Origin of the sequence: Parvularcula dongshanensis, from assembly GCF_014199615.1 — a bacterium.
Lineage (GTDB): Bacteria > Pseudomonadota > Alphaproteobacteria > Caulobacterales > Parvularculaceae > Parvularcula > Parvularcula dongshanensis.
In genome coordinates this window covers 159,988-176,435 of the sequence record NZ_JACHOB010000003.1, presented here as the reverse complement: position 1 = coordinate 176,435, position 16,448 = coordinate 159,988, and the positions used below count along the sequence as shown (strand labels likewise).

General features: G+C 68.0%; 10 protein-coding genes and 1 tRNA gene. 7 read left to right on the top strand and 4 right to left on the bottom strand.

What is annotated here, in order from left to right; translation table 11 throughout:
• Positions 1 to 7: 7 nt before the first annotated feature.
• The 3 genes from GGQ59_RS08790 to GGQ59_RS08780 all read left to right on the top strand — a co-directional run bounded on the left by GGQ59_RS08790 (position 8) and on the right by GGQ59_RS08780 (position 2,556).
• Positions 8 to 84, top strand: a tRNA-Arg gene (locus GGQ59_RS08790).
• A gap of 491 nt (positions 85 to 575) precedes the next feature.
• Positions 576 to 1,559 (top strand): crotonase/enoyl-CoA hydratase family protein, encoded by a 984-nt coding sequence (locus GGQ59_RS08785; protein ID WP_183817644.1) that lies wholly within the window; start codon positions 576 to 578, stop codon positions 1,557 to 1,559.
• An 88-nt stretch (positions 1,560 to 1,647) separates the two neighbouring features.
• Entirely contained in the window at positions 1,648 to 2,556 is a 909-nt protein-coding gene (locus tag GGQ59_RS08780) for a DUF3108 domain-containing protein (RefSeq protein ID WP_183817642.1), read from the top strand.
• A 13-nt stretch (positions 2,557 to 2,569) separates the two neighbouring features.
• Here GGQ59_RS08780 and GGQ59_RS08775 read toward each other — a convergent pair whose 3' ends face one another.
• Positions 2,570 to 3,721, bottom strand: coding sequence for a M23 family metallopeptidase (locus GGQ59_RS08775; protein WP_183817640.1), 1,152 nt, complete (start codon positions 3,719 to 3,721; stop codon positions 2,570 to 2,572).
• 135 nt (positions 3,722 to 3,856) lie between these two features.
• Between GGQ59_RS08775 and rnr the strand changes: the two genes are divergently transcribed.
• The gene (gene rnr, locus GGQ59_RS08770) at positions 3,857 to 6,340 is read left to right on the top strand and encodes a ribonuclease R (RefSeq protein ID WP_183817638.1); all 2,484 of its coding nucleotides are present in this window, start codon (positions 3,857 to 3,859) and stop codon (positions 6,338 to 6,340) included.
• Between the two features lie 125 nt (positions 6,341 to 6,465).
• A complete protein-coding gene (locus GGQ59_RS15430) occupies positions 6,466 to 7,869 on the top strand; it encodes an HWE histidine kinase domain-containing protein (protein WP_183817636.1) in 1,404 nt (467 codons plus the stop codon).
• Positions 7,870 to 8,059: 190 nt separating this feature from the next.
• Here the strand turns inward: GGQ59_RS15430 and GGQ59_RS08760 are convergent, their stop codons facing one another.
• Positions 8,060 to 9,967, bottom strand: coding sequence for a response regulator (locus GGQ59_RS08760; RefSeq protein ID WP_183817634.1), 1,908 nt, complete (start codon positions 9,965 to 9,967; stop codon positions 8,060 to 8,062).
• Positions 9,968 to 10,065: 98 nt separating this feature from the next.
• Entirely contained in the window at positions 10,066 to 11,037 is a 972-nt protein-coding gene (locus tag GGQ59_RS08755; protein WP_183817632.1) for a P1 family peptidase, read from the bottom strand.
• 60 nt (positions 11,038 to 11,097) lie between these two features.
• On the opposite strand from GGQ59_RS08755, the gene GGQ59_RS08750 reads away from it, so the two are divergent.
• Both GGQ59_RS08750 and GGQ59_RS08745 read left to right on the top strand, forming a co-directional pair.
• Positions 11,098 to 12,873, top strand: a complete 1,776-nt coding sequence (locus GGQ59_RS08750; RefSeq protein WP_183817630.1) for a gamma-glutamyltransferase family protein — start codon at positions 11,098 to 11,100, stop codon at positions 12,871 to 12,873.
• Between the two features lie 77 nt (positions 12,874 to 12,950).
• Positions 12,951 to 13,463: a chalcone isomerase family protein gene (locus tag GGQ59_RS08745; RefSeq protein WP_183817628.1), complete on the top strand. Its 513-nt coding sequence runs from the start codon at positions 12,951 to 12,953 to the stop codon at positions 13,461 to 13,463.
• A 6-nt stretch (positions 13,464 to 13,469) separates the two neighbouring features.
• Here GGQ59_RS08745 and GGQ59_RS08740 read toward each other — a convergent pair whose 3' ends face one another.
• Positions 13,470 to 16,424 carry a valine--tRNA ligase gene (locus GGQ59_RS08740; protein WP_183817626.1) on the bottom strand — a complete coding sequence of 985 codons (2,955 nt, stop codon included), beginning with the start codon at positions 16,422 to 16,424 and terminating at the stop codon, positions 13,470 to 13,472.
• Between the last annotated feature and the right edge of the window lie 24 nt (positions 16,425 to 16,448).

The following is a 16,448-nucleotide window of genomic DNA, read 5'->3' as shown; positions in this document are numbered from 1 at the left end:
GCCTCACGCACCGGTAGCTCAGCTGGATAGAGCACCAGACTACGAATCTGGGGGTCGGGAGTTCGAATCTTCCCCGGTGCGCCATTCCTTCACTCACGACGCGTAGCATCTCCGCGGGGGCGGTCTGACCCCCCCCGGAGCGCAGTCGTGCTCTTCGTGCTCGTCCAGCCTGTTCGCCTAGGCGCCTCCTCGATTCGCTTGGGGTGCATCGGTGCGGCGCGCGGTACGATTCCGTCGATCCGGCACGCGCTCGACCGCTCGGTCGATAGAAGCCGCCTTGGGCCCCTCGTCTGCCGAAGGAGGCAGAGGCGGGGCGACGTGCGCCCAGCACAGAGCCCTTTCCCCGGCCGCTACGGCGCTTAAGCGTTGATCGAACCTGGCGAGGCGCATTGGCGCCAGTACCCCTGTCGCTGGGGCCTCTCCTAGCCTCTGCCCGCTGCCCATCTCAGCGCGCCCTCTTCCCGAACTCGGCCCGCTAAACGCCACGAAAAATTCGCAAATTGTTCCATCAACATTCTTGCATCTCGTTCACTTTCCCGTAACCTTCTTAGCGGGGGCAGCGAAAGGGGAACGACATGGCATACGAAGCCGAGGCGCCCATGGTGCCCGCGATTGAACCCGGGCCGATGGGTGCGACGCTCTCCTTCCTCCAAAGTTGGGATGGCGCAGGGCTCGACGTCACCTTCGACATCGAGGATCGCTCGATCAGTTCCTGGTGGAACCACAAGGAGCGGCCGAGCATGACGCCCGACGTCATGCGGTCCTGCGATGCGCTCTACGCGGGCCTGCAACAGTGCTCCTGGGCGGGCGACGACTGGTTCCGCTACTACGTGATGCGGTCCGGCCACGGAAAGATCTGGTCCTACGGCGGCGACTTCTCGCTGCTCCTCGACACGATCGAACGGAAAGACGCCGAGAAGCTGCGCCGCTACGGCGAGGTTTGCATCCAGGCGATCCACAAGGTGATCTCCGGCGTCGGCGAACGGATGATCTCGATCGCGGCGGTGGACGGCACCTGCCTCGGCGGCGGCCTGGAAGGCGCGCTCGCAGCGGACTTCATCGTCGCGGAGCGTTCGGCCAAGCTCGGCCTGCCCGAGGCAAACATCGGCATGTTCCCGGGCGCAGGCGCCTACTCCATGCTGGTACGGAAGATCGGCCCGCGCGAGACCGAGCGGCTGATCACGGCGGGCGCGTACTTCACCGCCGAGGAGGGCTACGAGCTCGGCATCGTGGACGAGCTGTGTGAGGACGGCGAGATCGAGAAGGGCCTCAAGGCCCTGAAAGAGCGGATCACGCCCCGCTTCAACACCTACCTCACCACGGTCAGGGCGCGTCGCCGCGTCACGCCCATCACGCTCGATGAGATGCGCGGCGTCATCGACGACTGGGTCGACGCTGCCATGACGATGGAGCCGCACCACCTTATGCTGATGCGTCATCTCCTCACGCGGCAGAACCGGAACGCGCAGCGCTACGCCGCGAACGAAGAGGCGACCGTATCGAGCCTGCACGGCACGGCTCCGGCTCAGAAGGCGAACCCCTTCCGGACGCCTGCGTAGAGGGGCTGCCGGCGGAACGACGACCGGCTCGTAAGGTGCGGGGAGGCGACGCCTCCCCTAGCTTCGCCCCGAACAACCGGGGCAGAAGATGATCCTCCTCCTATCCGCGATCGGTTTCCTTGCGGCGCAGGACGCGCCGCAGCCCGGCATGGCCGGCTTCGAGGAGCAGTTCGCCGTCGACGTGATGGCGGCGCCGCTGAACGACTCGCCGCTGTCGGCCGGACCGGGCGCCTACCGCTTCCGGACCGAGTTCGACGGCGAGATCCTCGGCCTCAACGTCGGACGAATCTTTCTGACGGTCGCGATCTCGGACGAAGGCTACGAAGTCGCCTACCGAATGGAGCAGCGCGGGATCGCGCGCTTCTTCGACGACGGCGAGGCCGAAGCGCACGCGGCAGGCCTGTTCGCGCCGCGCGGGACCGCGATCATGGCGAGCTACTACTACAACCACGACTACGACGATCCGGACGACCAGCAGCGGGTCGAGCTCTACCGCGCGCCGGGGGCGACCCGCCTGCGGCTTTGGGCCGATCCGACCTACACCTTCCATCAGTCCGTGACCGAGGAGTTGGCCCTCGGTGCCGTCGATCCGATGGGCGCCCTCGTCGCCCTCGGCTTTCCCGAAACGCCGGAGGACGTATCGCCCTGCGAACGGACCGTCCGCGTCTATGACGGGCGGCGCCGCTTCGACCTGTTCTTCAGGCCGGCCGGTGAGGACACGCTGAAGGGCGACGCGAACGAGTATGGCGGCCCGCTATCGAAGTGCCGAATGACCATGCAGAAGGTTGCAGGCTACCGCCCCAAGGACCGAGCGGAGGTCGAAGGAGAGGTCACTGTCTACCTCGCGCCGGTACCGGATGCGATCCGCACACCAACCTTCGCTTACATGCCGGTGCGCGTGACCGCGAAGCGGGGCATCTTCAAGGCGAAGCTAGAGGCCGAAGACCCGGCCATCGAGACGCCGGACGGTGAGGTCATCGACCTCTCCGCCCGTTGAGACGACGCGGCGCTCAGTAGCTGACCTGCGTCGAGGCCGTGCGCAACGTGCCGTTCAGCGCCGCGAGCGGGTCTTGCGGCTTCAGGTCGTGACGCAGCTCGAAGTGCAGCTGAGGGGCGCTGACGGAGCCCGACTGACCGACCTTGGCGACGACCTGGCCCTGCCGGACCCGATCGCCGCGCTTGACCAGGATCGTATCGGTATGCGCGTAGGCCGAGACCCAGCCGTCTTCGTGCTTGATCAGGAGCAGGTTGCCGTAGCCTTCGAGCTCGGCACCCTTGTAGACGACCTCGCCATCGGCGGCGGCGCGGATCGGAGCGCCGAGCGGCGCGGCGATGTTGATGCCGTCATTGCGCGCGCCTTCGGGCGACATGCCGTAGCCTTCCACCACGGCACCCTTCAGCGGCCAGGCGAAGCGGGCATCCGGCGTCTTCGAGACGAGGACGGCGTCGCTGATCGGATCGGCAGGCGTCGCCGGTTGCGTCTCGGCGGGCGCGGCGGCGGCCGGCTCGGCCGGAACGGCGCCGGGGATGATCAGGCGCTGGCCGAGCGACAGCGTGTAGGGCGCGTCCATGTGGTTCACGGCCGCGAGTTCCTGCACGGAGAAGCCGAACTTGCGGGCGACGCCGAACAGCGTGTCGCCCGGGCGGACGGCGTAGAGCGCGTCGAGCCGTTCGCGTTCGTGGGTCGGCTCGATGCGGCTGGTGACCAGGTTGTCCGAGCGGCGCGGCGGCGTCGGCGTGGCCGAGACCGGCGTGACCTCGACTTCGACGGACGAGCCCTGCGGCTCGGCTTCGACCGGCAGGCGGAGAGTCTGGCCGAGCGAGAGGGTATAGGGCGCGGCGAGGCCGTTCTGCTCGATGATGTCCGCAGGCTTGAGGCCGTAGCGGCGGGCGATGCCGTAGACCGTGTCGCCCGCGGCGACCGTCACCTGGCGCTCGGCGCTGGCGACGGCGCGGATCGCATCCTTGGAGGACGGGGCCTCGTACTCGAGCGCCGCTGGCGCCGACACGGCGTAGGCGACCGGGGTCGCGAATTGGGGATGCGCCGCGCCCGGGTCCGTGCCGAACCGCACGGGCGCGGAGGCGGCGTGATCCTGCGCGAGCGCCGGCGTCGCGGCGAGGATGGCGAGTGTGGAGGCGAGGAGGCGGAGCGATGTGCGCATGGGGCCCTCCGAGGGGACGGGATGGTGAACGCTTGGTTTCCAGAATCGGCTCATCGCGTTAACGAACGGCTAACGGCGCTGCACAGAAGCGTCCCGCCATGTGACAGGCGCCTCGATTCGTGCCACTGCGAGGCCATGGCCGACCTCCCCTCGCCCGAGCGCGTGCTCGACTACGTCAGAAGCATCAACGATCGCGGCGACGGGCCCCCTGCCCGGCGCGACATCGCGAAGGCATTCAAGGTGAAGGGAGCGGAGCGCGCGGCGCTGCGCCGCCTCCTCAGCGAGATGGAGGACGAAGGCCTCCTCGTCCTTGAAGGCAAGCGCGCGCGTGAGAAGGGCGTGCTGCCCAAGGTCGCGGTGATGGACGTGATCGGTACGGACAGCGAGGGCGACCTCATCGCGCGGCCCGTGAAGTGGGAGGATGGCGAAGCGCCTCAGGTCCGGCTCACGGACAGGGCCGCGGCCAGCACCACCCCGCCCCTCGGCGTCGGCGACCGTTTCCTGGGCCGCATGCACAAGCGCAAGGGCGGCTTCGAGGCGGAGCCCATCAAGCGGCTCGCGCAGCGCGCGGAACGCGTGCTGGGCGTCTTCGAGGCCGCAAGGCCCGGCGGCGGCGTGGTCGAGCCCGTCAGCCGGAAGGCCGGCAAGCCGCTCGAGATCGAGAAGGGCGAAGAGAACAGCGCAAAGGACGGCGCCCTCGTCTGGGCCGAGCCCCTGCCCCAACGCGGCTACGGCCCGAGGCGCGCCCGCATCTCGGAGGTCGTCGGCGCCTTCGGCGACAGCGCCAACTGGTCGCTGATCGCGCTCGCGAACCAGGACATCCCGACCGAGTTCCCGAAGGCGGCGATCGGCGAGGCGAAGGCCGCTACCCTGCCCGACCTCACCCACCACGAGGACATCAGGAAGACGCCCCTCGTCACGATCGATCCGGCGGACGCAAAGGACCACGACGACGCGGTCTTCGCCGAGAAGACGGAGGGCGGCTGGCGCGTCCTCGTCGCCATCGCCGACGTCAGCTGGTTCGTCCGCCCGGGCTCTGCGCTCGACGAGGAGGCGAAGCGGCGCGGCAACTCCGTCTACCTCGTGGACCGCGTCGTCCCCATGCTGCCCGAGGCGCTGTCGAACGGACTTTGCTCCTTGCACGAGGGCGAGGACCGCACGGCGCTCGTCTGCGAGATGCACTTCGGCGAGGACGGGCAGAAGACGAAGCACCGCTTCTTCCGCGCGATGATGCGGTCGGCCGCCAGCCTTTCCTACGAAGAGGCGCAGGCGGCGGCGGACGGTCAGCCCTCCGAGCGCGCGAGGCCGCTCAAGAAGACGGTCATCGACCCCCTCTTCGCGGCCTACGAAGCGATGAGCCGCGCGCGGGAGAAGCGCTCGCCCCTCGACCTCGACCTGCCGGAGCGGAAGATTCTCCTCGGCGACGACGGCCAAGTCGCCGACGTCGTCCTCAAGGAGCGCTTCGACGCGCACAAGCTGATCGAGGCGATGATGGTCGCCGCCAATGTCTGCGCCGCCGAGACGCTGGAGAAGCATCGCCGGACCTGCATCTACCGCATCCACGACGCCCCCGCTCCGGAACGCCTGGACGGCCTGCGCCAGTACCTCGAGACGCTCGACTACAGCCTGCCCAAGGGGCAGGTGCTCAAACCCCAGAGCTTCAACCGCATCCTGTCGAAGGCGGAGGAGCGCGACGAGTCCGACATGGTCTCGATGGCGGTGCTGCGCTCGCAGGCGCAGGCGAAGTACGACACGGTCAATGTCGGGCACTTCGGGCTCAACCTCGCCCGCTACGCGCACTTCACCTCGCCGATCCGCCGCTACGCCGATCTGACCGTCCACAGGGGAATCGTCGCCGCGCTGAAGCTCGGCCCGGGCGCCGAACGCTCGGACGACGCGAAGGACCTGCCGAAGGTGGCCGAAGCGATCTCCGACACCGAGCGCCGCGCCGTCGCCGCAGAGCGTGAAACGCAGGACCGGTTCCTCGCCGCCTTCCTTCAGGACAAACTGGGCGCGGAGTTCGCGGGCCGCGTGAACGGCGTCACCCGCGCCGGGCTTTTCGTTACCCTCGATGAGACGGGGGCGGACGGCTTCGTCCCTGCCCGCACGCTCGGCTGGGAGTACTTCGAGCACGACGAGAAGCGCAACGCGCTGATCGGCCAGAAGAGCGGCGGACGCTACCGCCTCGGCCAGCGCGTGCGCGTCGGGCTCGTCGAGGTCACGCCGCTGCAGGGCGGCCTGCGCTTCGAGATGCTTAGCGAGCCCGAGGCCGGAGAGCGCCCCGGCCGCAAGCAGCGAGCGCCCAAGAAGGCCGCCGCCCCCGGCAAAGGACGCCCCGTCGCCCGCACGCGGAGCGACAACCCGCGTCGCCGGGACGAGCCGCCCGCGGAACTCGCCCGGGAAGGCAAGGTCGAAGCGCCGGACGATGAGCCGGTCATCCGTCGGCGTCCGCGCAAAACGGCTAAGAAGGCGGGCCGCCCCGCCGGCAAACCTGGCAAGCCGCCCGGCAAGCCGCCGAAGAACGCGGCGGCGAAGGCTCGGGCTGGTCGCAAGGCCACGAAGAAGACGACCCGGCAGAAGAGCGCCTCCCGATCCAACAAGCCCGGCGACGCGCGCTAGGCGTCAACGGAAGCGGCGAACGCCTCAATTCGCTAGCCCTTAACGGCTTGATCAACTCCTCGTGTTCTCTTGTCCGCCGGGCAGAGGTTGGAGTTTCCATGCCGTTGGCGAGGATTTCGGAGGCGGTGAAATCCGCGCCTTTCGCGCAGATCGCGCCGGGTCCGGGCGACCTCGTCATGACCGCTTGCTACGATTGGGCACCCCCACATACGCTCATATTTGCCGACCCCGGCTACCGGGCGCATTTCCCGCGCCTCTACCAAGGCGGCCTGTTCGCCACCGCCCCCGACCCGGGAATGATCGAAGGGCTGCGCACGGCGATCCAAACGATGCGCGATACCAGCGCGCCGCAGATCATGGACCTGCCGCCTCAAATCGATAGGAACGGCGTTCGGCGCCACATCCGCTGGACCTTCGCGCCGCAGACCGATGGCGGCGCGCCGGTCGCATTCACTCATTCGATCACGGACCGTTCCCGCGAGGTCGCAGCCCAGAACGCGCTCAAGGCGGAACTCACTCGTGAAGACCGCTGGAACAAGGACGGTGACCTGGAAGCGCTCGCCGCGACGATCGAGGCCGCGCCGATCGCGATATCCATCGCGCGCGACCCGCAGGGCCTGCCGCCCATCCTCAACGCCGAAGCGCGCCGCCTAACGGGGATGGACGGCTTCGACGGCGACACCGGGCGTTACAAGAAGCTGAGCGCCATCCACGCCGACGGCCGCCCCTACATACCCGAAGACTATCCGACCGTTCGCGCGATGACGTTCGGCGAGGTCATCCGGAACGAGGAGATGATCTTCCTGCGCGACGGGGAGCGTCGCCGTTGGATCATCAGCTCCACGCCGGTGCGCAACGTGACGGGCGACATCGTCGCCGCCGTGACCGCATTCCTCGACGTCGAAGCGCAGCGTCGCGCGGAAGAGCATCGCACGCTCCTGATTGGCGAGATGAACCACCGCGTGAAGAACACGCTCGCCGTGGTCCAAACGATCGCGGCGCAGAGCTTCCGCGCGGGAGAACCGGCGGCGTATGCGCAGGCGACCTTCCAAGCGCGCCTGCACGCCTTGGCTCAGGCCCATGACCTCCTGACCGAGGAAGCATGGCAGTTCGCGGCGCTCTCCGACCTCGTTCAGCGTACGCTTACACGGTGCGGTACGCCAATGGACCGGGTCCACATCGACGGCCCGTTCGTCCTCCTGCCGCCCAAGGCGGCGGTCAGCTTCGCCTTGACGATGCACGAGCTCGCAACGAACGCGGCGAAGTACGGGGCGCTTTCGAACGAACAAGGGCGCATCGAGGTCGAATGGAGCGTGCTGCCGGGCGACGAGCCGCACTTGCACTTGCAGTGGCGCGAACTCGATGGTCCCGCCGTGACGGCGCCGACCAGGAACGGCTTCGGCACGCGCATGATCAGTCGCGCGCTCGCGGCCGAACTCAAGGGTACGGCGGCCTTCGAGTTTGCGGAGGGCGGCCTCGTCTTCGCGCTCGATGCGCCCCTGCCGCCCCAGTCTGACCTGTTCACCTGAACCGATCGCGAGGATGCCTGTGATCGCGGCGACGGGCCCGATCGCACCGGTCCGCTTCAGGCGCGGAAGCTAGGCGTCTCGCGAGCCGATGACGGATTTCTCATGACCGGCCCACCGAACGCGGTGAGAAGGAAGCGTTGCCGCTCGGATCCCCCGCCCCTTTCTCGGCACGCTCAGCGCCGGCTCTAGCTCAACCCGCTTCGCGCCAGCAGAGCTCGAACTCGTCCGCACTCGTCAAGCGCGCCATCTCCGCATGAAGAAGGGCAGGCCGGAGGGGTTTGGTGAGGTAGCCGGACATGCCCGCGTCGAGGCAAAGGCGCTCGTGCTCGGGGGAAGCGTGCGCCGTGATGGCCAGAACGGGAAGATCCCGTGCAGGCGTCGGAAGGTCACGGATCGCGCGCACCGCGGCGATCCCATCCATGGTCGGCATGCTGAGGTCCATCAGGACGATGTCGAACTCTTCCTTTTGCACGGCGGTGAGGGCGGCCGCGCCGTCGCCGACGATCGTGACCGCGTGCCCGGCGCCTTCTAGGACGGCTCGAAGCACCTGCTGATTTACCGGATGATCCTCGGCTGCCAGGACGCGAAGCGGCCTTGAGGATCGGTCTTCGGTCTGTCCTGCGCTTGCGGAACCGTACCGGTCAGCTCCCTCACCCAGGAGGAGCGGCAGATCGACGTGGAACGTCGTCTCGCGGCCGCGCTCGCTGACGACGCTCATCGTGCCCCCCATCAGCGTCACGAGCTTCTCGCAGATCGCAAGGCCGAGGCCGGTTCCGCCATCGCCCCCTATGGTCGAGCCGTCGGCCTGTTCGAAGCGCGCAAAGACACGCTCGATGTCGCTCTCCGCGGTGCCGATGCCGCTATTCGTGACAGAGAGCCGGTAGAGGGGCGTGCCGTCGCCACGCGGCTCCGATAGGACCGTTGCCGAAACGCCGATATGCCCTGCCTCGGCGCACTCGACCACGTTGGCGACGAGGTTGAAGAGCACCTGCCTCACCCGATCGGCATCGCCGCATACCCTTTCGGGCAAGTCCGCCGTTGCTTGCGAACCGATGGTCAGCCCCTTTCGGCTCGCGGCGACACCGAAGAGCGGCGCGACCTCCGCGACGAGTGCGCCCGGCGAGAAGGGCGTCTCGTCGAGCTCGACCTTCCCGGCCGCGAGCCGCGCGTAGTCGAGGACCTCGTCCAGGAGACGAAGCAGGGCTTCGGCTGAACCGAAGGCCGCGTGCAGCTGTCGCCGCCGTTCGGGATCGGCTTCGTGCTCGCGCAGCAGGTCCAACATACCGATCATGCCGTCGAGGGGCGTGCGGACCTCATGACTGATCGTAGCGAGGAACCGGCTCTTCGCGAGCGTCGCCTCTTCGGCCCTCTCCTGGGCTCGCTCCGCCGTCTCGCGAGCGATTTGCGCGGATTTGAGGGCATGCCGAGCGGCACGCTCGGACGCGGCCAACCGATCGCTCTTGGATTTCTCCCGGGCGAAAGCCGTCGCGACGAGGCGGTAGGTCGGCAAGAAGATGAAGACCGCTTCGGCAAGGAGGAGAAGCAGGGTGACGGCGTAGGTCAGTTTAGAGATCGTCTGCACTCGCTCGACGACCTGCGCCGCCTCCGCTTCGTAACGGGCGACGGCGTCGTCGAGGTCCTCGAGGAAGCGGTCGTCGCCGACCCTCGTCAGTTCATCCACCGCGCGATCACGCTCGCCCTGCGCCGCGGAAACCACGCGGCGGGCGGCCCCTATGAACAGGCGGACGCGCTCGTCGAGGTCGTCGGCCCGATAGGGCTGGTCATGCTTCGCCGGTAGGGCCTCGCTATAGTCCCCCCTGCCCCTAAGCGCCCTGTGCGACCGCTCGAAGAGGTCGATGGTGTCAGCCAGCTTCGCCCCGCTCTTCCCCGGCTCCTGCGGCGCCGAAGCGAGGTACAGGATGCGTTGGCTGAGCATGCGCTGACGCCCGCTGAAATTGATCACTCGCGCGTAGTCTTCCTTCAGGGCGACGGCGTGGACCGATACGAAGTGGGCGCCCGTGACGGCGAGGAAGATCAAGCCCAGGGCGAGGGCGTACCGCTTCCAGACCTGACCGGCACCCGAACCCTGACCGTCCACCTTGGGGCTCCCCCGATGACCACACGGAAACGTGTTCGCATACTTCGGTTAACCCCCGCCTGAACCGGACGTTAAAACCGTGCGGAACCAGGCAGAGCTCAAGGGTCCCCCACTTCGGCGGCGAAGACTCCTCGCGCGACCGCACGGGCGAGGACGTCCGCGCCGAGAGTGCCGAGAACGAGAAGGCTCTCAAGCGAGACCGGCGGTCCCTCTCCTGTCGAAAGGACGAAGACGACGTCGCCGTCCGTCGGTCCGTGAGCGGGTCGGATGGCCCGCGCGAGGCCGTCCTGCGCCATGATGGCGAGCCGCTTCGCCTGCGCCTTGTCGAGCGCAGCGTCGGTCGCGACGACCGCGAGCGTCGTGTTCTCGCGTGGCCCCGCCAGCTTGGTGTCGGGCGGCAGGCCTTCATGCCCTGCGGCGGGTGCGACGCCCCGGCCGCCGAACTCCGTATCCGCCTCCCACGGCGCCGCCCAGAACCGCTTCGTCCCGGGCACGTAGGGACTGCCGAAGCTGTTGACGGCAGCGATGGCTGCGACCGTGATACCGTCCACACACGAGGACGCCGTGCCCTGCCCGCCCGGATGCGCACCGGCGCGGGCGCCGTACCCCGCCCCGGCTCTGCCGAGCGCCACGTCAGGTCCGATGTGGGCGAAGGCTTCGCGCCCCAGACGCGCATAGGGCGGCTCGCCGCGCCAATCCTTCGCGCCGCTATTGGCGAGGTCGTAGAGGATTGCCGCCGGAACGATCGGGCTTACCGGCACGCCCGGTCGGGACACGAGGCTGAAGCCGCGTCCCGCAGCGCCCAGCATCGCCGTGACCGCATCCGCGGCGGCGAGGCCGTAGACCGAGCCGCCGGACAGGACGATGGCGTCCGCACGGTACACGAGCCCTTCGAGCCGCATGGCGTCGGTCTCCCGCGTTCCGGGGCCGCCGCCGCGCACGTCGACGGCGCAGATCGCGGGGCGTTCCGGGACGATGACCGTGACGCCCGTGCGGACGTGTTCGTCCTGCGCGCAACCGACGCGAAGACCCCCGATGTCGGCGAGGCTGTTCGTCGGTCCTGTCGGCATGGCTTGTGTCTTCCTCGGTCCTGCCTACCCTGCCTAGCGAAGCTTCCTCCACCGGTCCTCATGACGCGCACAATCTTCTTCGCCTCCCTTCTCGTTCTCGCAGCCTGCGCCCGGGGGGATGGAGAGGCGGCAGCGCCGAAGGACGCGGAACGCGCCGACGGTGTCGCGAGCGTCGGCGAGGGCCTGCCGGAGGCGGACCGTCCGGCTGCGACGGGCGAGTGGGCGGTCGCGGCGGCGCATCCCCTCGCGACCGAAGCGGGCGCGGAGGTGCTGGCGCGCGGCGGCAGCGCGATCGACGCCGCCATCGCGATTCAAGCGACGCTGGGCCTCGTGGAGCCGCAGTCGTCCGGCCTCGGAGGCGGCGCCTTCATGCTCTACTGGGACGCCGAGACGAAGCGGATGACGGCCTATGACGGCCGCGAGATCGCCCCCGCCTCGGCCGGCCCCGACATGTTCATGACCGAGGCGGGAACGCCCATGGGCTTCTACGACGCGGTCACCTCGGGCTTTTCCGTCGGCGTTCCCGGGGCGGTCGGCATGCTCGGCCTCGCCCACGAGCAGCACGGAAGGCTCGACTGGGCGAGCCTGTTCGAGGCGCCCGAACGCCACGCGGCGGAAGGTTTCACGGTGACGCCGCGTCTGTCGGAACTCCTCGGCCAGCTGCCGCGCCTCAAGCAGTCGCCGGCCGCCGCCGCCCTCTTTTATCATGAAGACGGAACGCCGGTTCAGCCGGGCGAGACCTTGCGCAACCCGGCCTATGCCGAGACGCTTCGCAGGCTGGCCGACGAGGGACCGGGAACGTTCTACACGGGACAGGTGGCGCAGGAGATCGTCGAAGCCGTGACGGCGAAGACCGGCCCCGGCGTGCTGACGATGGACGACATGGCCGCCTACGAACCGATGGTGCGCGAGCCGGTCTGCGGCCCCGTGCTGACCTACGAGGTCTGCTCGATGGGCCCGCCCTCTTCCGGCGGCGTGACCTTGCTTGAGATCCTGATGATGCTCGGCGACCGGATCGAGCCCGGCGCGGCCTACGATCAGGCGCTGCTGCCCTACGTCGAGGCGAGCCGCCTCGCCTATGCGGACCGCGACCGGTACCTCGCCGACCCCGACTACATGGCGGTCGGCAATGCGAGCGCGGAAGAGATCGTCACCGGCCTGACGAACGGCGCCTATCTGGAAGGCCGATCCGCGCTGATCGGCGAAGCGCCCCTGCCCTCGGTCGAGCCCGGCGAGCCGGTCGCGCAGCCGATCCGGGAGGGCCGCGCGGACGACGATTCCTATGGCCTTCCTTCGACTTCGCACTTCTCGGTGCGCGACGCCTACGGCAACGTGGTCTCGATGACGACGTCGGTCGAGTTCGCCTTCGGCAGCCATTTGATGGCGGGCGGGATGATCCTCAACAATCAGCTCACCGACTTCAGCCGTGAGCCCGGAGACGAGGACGCCCCCGTCGCCAACGCCCCCGCGCCCGGCAAACGGCCCCGCTCCTCCATGACGCCGGTCATCGTGCTAGAGAACGAGGCGCCCTTCATCGCGATCGGCAGTCCCGGAGGCCCGGCGATCATCGGCTACGTCGCGAAGACCCTGATGTGGCGGATGTTCCTCGGCGACGACATCCAGTCCGCAGTCGAGCGGCCGCACGTCGTCACCGCGCGGGACAGCGTCACAGCTGAGGACGAGGCGACCGCGAACGCTCTGCGTGCCCTCGGCTACGAGCCGCAAGTTCGTGCGCTCACGTCCGGTCTCTACGGTTTCCAAGTCGACGGTAACGACGTTTTACCCGCCGTAGATCCTAGGCGCGAAGGCACTTTCGAGACTGGCACGCTCGACTGACGAGAGCGTGACTGGCCCACCCTGGCACAATTGGTGCACTGCAATGTTCGCAGTTGCGAGATGCAAGGAGTGGGATAATGCGGCTCGTCATACTCGTTGCCTCGGCGGCGGCCCTGACAGGCACGCTCGCCGCCGCGCCCTCCTCGACCGCTCCGGCCGAGGACCCGTTGGTGACGGAGGGTTTCGACAGGGTCGGCTGCGCGCGGCGGTCGATCCTGTTCATGGACCTCTACGACCTCAGCCTGTTCCAGCGCGAAGACGGCGCCTCGGTCATCGTCATGGACGTCGTGCATGACGGCGATCTGCCGAAGGGGCTGCCGTCCGATTGGCGGCCGAAGCTCGCGACGCGGATCGATCGGCAGACGATCGACCGGATCGACGCGGCCTTCGGCATGATCGAACCGCATAGCAGGGTCGAGATCGCCTACGCCCCCGAAGCGAACAGCTCGACCATGATCATCGACGGCCGACCGGCGGTCGAGGTGCGCCAGCGCGCCACTTACGACGCGATCAGCGACATGTGGTTCGGGGACGACCCGATCGACGAGGGCGTCAAGGACGACATCCTCGCCGGTAAGTGTGACCTCTAATCAGGCCTAGAGCGCGGCGAGGCGTGCCTTCGCGGCTTCGAGCTTCTCGAGCTGCGCGGTGAACTTCGCCTTGCGCTCCCGCTCCTCGGCGACGACCGCCTCGGGCGCGTTCTGAACGAAACGCTCATTGCCGAGCTTGCCCTCGGCCTTCGCAATCTCGCCCCGGGTTTTGCCGATCTCCTTGTCCAGACGGGCGTTCTCGGCGGCGAGGTCGATGTGCTCCGCGACGCCGAGGGCGTAGCTCCGCCCCTCGACGACGATCTGCGCGGCGCCTGCGGGCGGCGCGTCCGCCTCCTCGATGCCGGACAAGCGGGCCAGCGCAGTGATGGCGGGGGCTTGGGCCGCGAGCCTATCGTGGGTTGCTTCGTCCGCGCCGAGCGCGATCAGCGGCAGCTTGGCCGAGGGCGGCACGTTCATCTCGGCGCGGACGGAGCGGACCTCGGAGACGAGCGCGATGACGAAGGCCATCTCGGCGGCCGCCGCCTCGTCGCGGACTGCCGCCGCCTCCCAGCGGGCGAGCATTAAGTGGCCGTCACGTGTTCCCGTCTCCTTCCACAGCGCCTCGGTCACGAAGGGCATGAAGGGGTGGAGGAGGACGAGGATGCGGTCGAGCGCCCAGGCGAGCGTCGCCCGGGTCTCGGCGGCCGCCGCTTCGTCTTCACCGTTCAGGATCGGCTTCGCGAGCTCCAGCGCCCAGTCGCAGTAGACGTTCCAGGCGAAGCGGTAGGCCGCGTTCGCCGCGTCGTCGAAGCGGTAGGCCTCGATAGAGGCGGTCACGGCCGCCCTCGCCTCGGTGGCCTCGTGCGCTATCCAGCGGTTGAGGGGCTGTTTGAGCGCCGTCGGGTCGAAGCCTTCGGGGACCGACGCGCCGTTCATCTCTACGAACCGGGCGGCGTTCCATATCTTGGTACGGAAGTTCCGGTAGCCCTCGACGCGTTGCTCCGAGAGGTTCAGGTCGCGGCCCTGCGTCGCCTGGCTCGCGAGGCAAAAGCGCAGCGCGTCCGTGCCGTACTTGTCCATCCAGTCGAGCGGGTCGACGACGTTGCCCTTGGACTTCGACATCTTCTGTCCGTGCTCGTCCCGGACGATGGCGTGAATGTAAACGTCGCGGAACGGCACTTCCTTCTGGAAGTGGAGCCCCATCATCATCATCCGGGCGACCCAGAAGAAGATAATGTCGAAGGCGGTCGAGAGGACGGCCGTAGGGTAGAAGCGTCCGAGTTCGGACGTTTCCTCAGGCCAGCCGAGTGTGGAGAAGGGCCAGAGGGCGGAGGAGAACCAGGTGTCTAGGACGTCGGGGTCTTGGAAAATCGCGATGCTTCGAACATCGTTTTCATCGTAGTAGTCCGAGTTGCCCTCGTTAAAGGAGCGAAAATCCTCAAATCCGTCTACGGTCTCCGCCTTGATGCTATGATCGTAAAGCCATTCGAAGTAGGAAACTGCTTCTTCGACTGACTGCCCAGCAAAGGTGACCATCCCGCCGTTCCATTGACCGCGACCACCCATGCCGTCCCATCGATTGTTCGTGCCTTCACGGATCAGTTCAGGCCCATACCAAACCGGCACCCGGTGGCCCCACCATAGCTGGCGGCTGATGCACCAGGGCTCGATGTTCTCCATCCACTGGTAGAACGTCTTATCCCAATTGGACGGGACGAAGCGCGTCTTCCCCTCACGGACTGCCTCGATGGCCGGCCCCGCCAACTTCTCGGCGTCCACGAACCACTGATCCGTCAGCATGGGTTCGATGACGACGCCAGAGCGGTCGCCGAAGGGCTGCATGATCGGCTTGTCTTCGATCCGGATCAGCGAGCCTTCGGCCTCGCACTGCGCGACGACCGCCTTGCGCGCCTCGTAGCGGTCCAGCCCTCGATACTCTTCGGGCACGAGGTTGATCGCGTCGACCTCCGCCTCGCCGGGGAGCTCGCTGGTCTCAGCGATCGCTTGCGCCGCCGCGGACGCCTCCGCATAGGGCGCGCCATCGTCGCGCATGCGCGCCTGGCCGTCCATCAGGCGGTAGAGCGGGATGTTTCCGCGCTTCGCCACCTGATAGTCGTTGAAGTCGTGCGCGCCGGTGATCTTCACCGCGCCCGAGCCGAAGTCCTTGTCCGGGTACTCATCCGTGATGATCGGAATCTTGCGGCGGTGTTCCTTCGGCCCGACCGGGATCTCGCAGAGCGCGCCGACGATGGGGGCGTAGCGTTCGTCGGACGGGTGCACCGCGACCGCGCCGTCGCCGAGCATCGTTTCGGGGCGCGTGGTCGCGATGGCGATGTAGTCGCGCGTCTCGCGGAGGGTCTCGTTCCCCTCCTCGTCCTTCTCGACGTACTCGTAGGTTTTCCCGTCCGCGAGCGGGTACTTGAAGTGCCACATGTGGCCTTGGACTTCGCGGCTCTCGACCTCGAGGTCGGAGATCGCGGTCTCGAACTTGGGGTCCCAGTTCACGAGCCGCTTGCCGCGGTAGATCAGGCCTTCATTGTAAAGACTGACGAAGACCTTGCGGACGGCGGCGGACAGCCCCTCGTCCATGGTGAAGCGTTCGCGCGACCAGTCGACCGACGCGCCGAGGCGCCGAAGCTGGTTCTGGATGCGCCCCGCGCTCTCTTCCTTCCACTGCCAGACGCGCTCGACGAAGGCCTCGCGGCCCATCTCGCGGCGGGAGGGTTCCTGGCGCTCCATCAGCTGGCGCTCGACCACCATCTGCGTCGCGATGCCCGCATGGTCCGTGCCGACCTGCCAGAGGACGTCCTTGCCGCGCATCCGCTCGAAGCGGACGAGGATGTCCTGAAGCGTGTTGTTGAGCGCGTGGCCCATGTGGAGGCTGCCCGTGACGTTGGGCGGCGGGATCACGACGCAGAAGGGCTCGCCCGTCCCGGACGGCTCGAAGCAGCCGTCCCTTTCCCAAGCCTCGTAGATCGAGGCTTCGGCGTCAGTGTGGTCGAACGACTTGTCGAGCGGCATGAAAAAGGGGCCTCCGGATGGGAG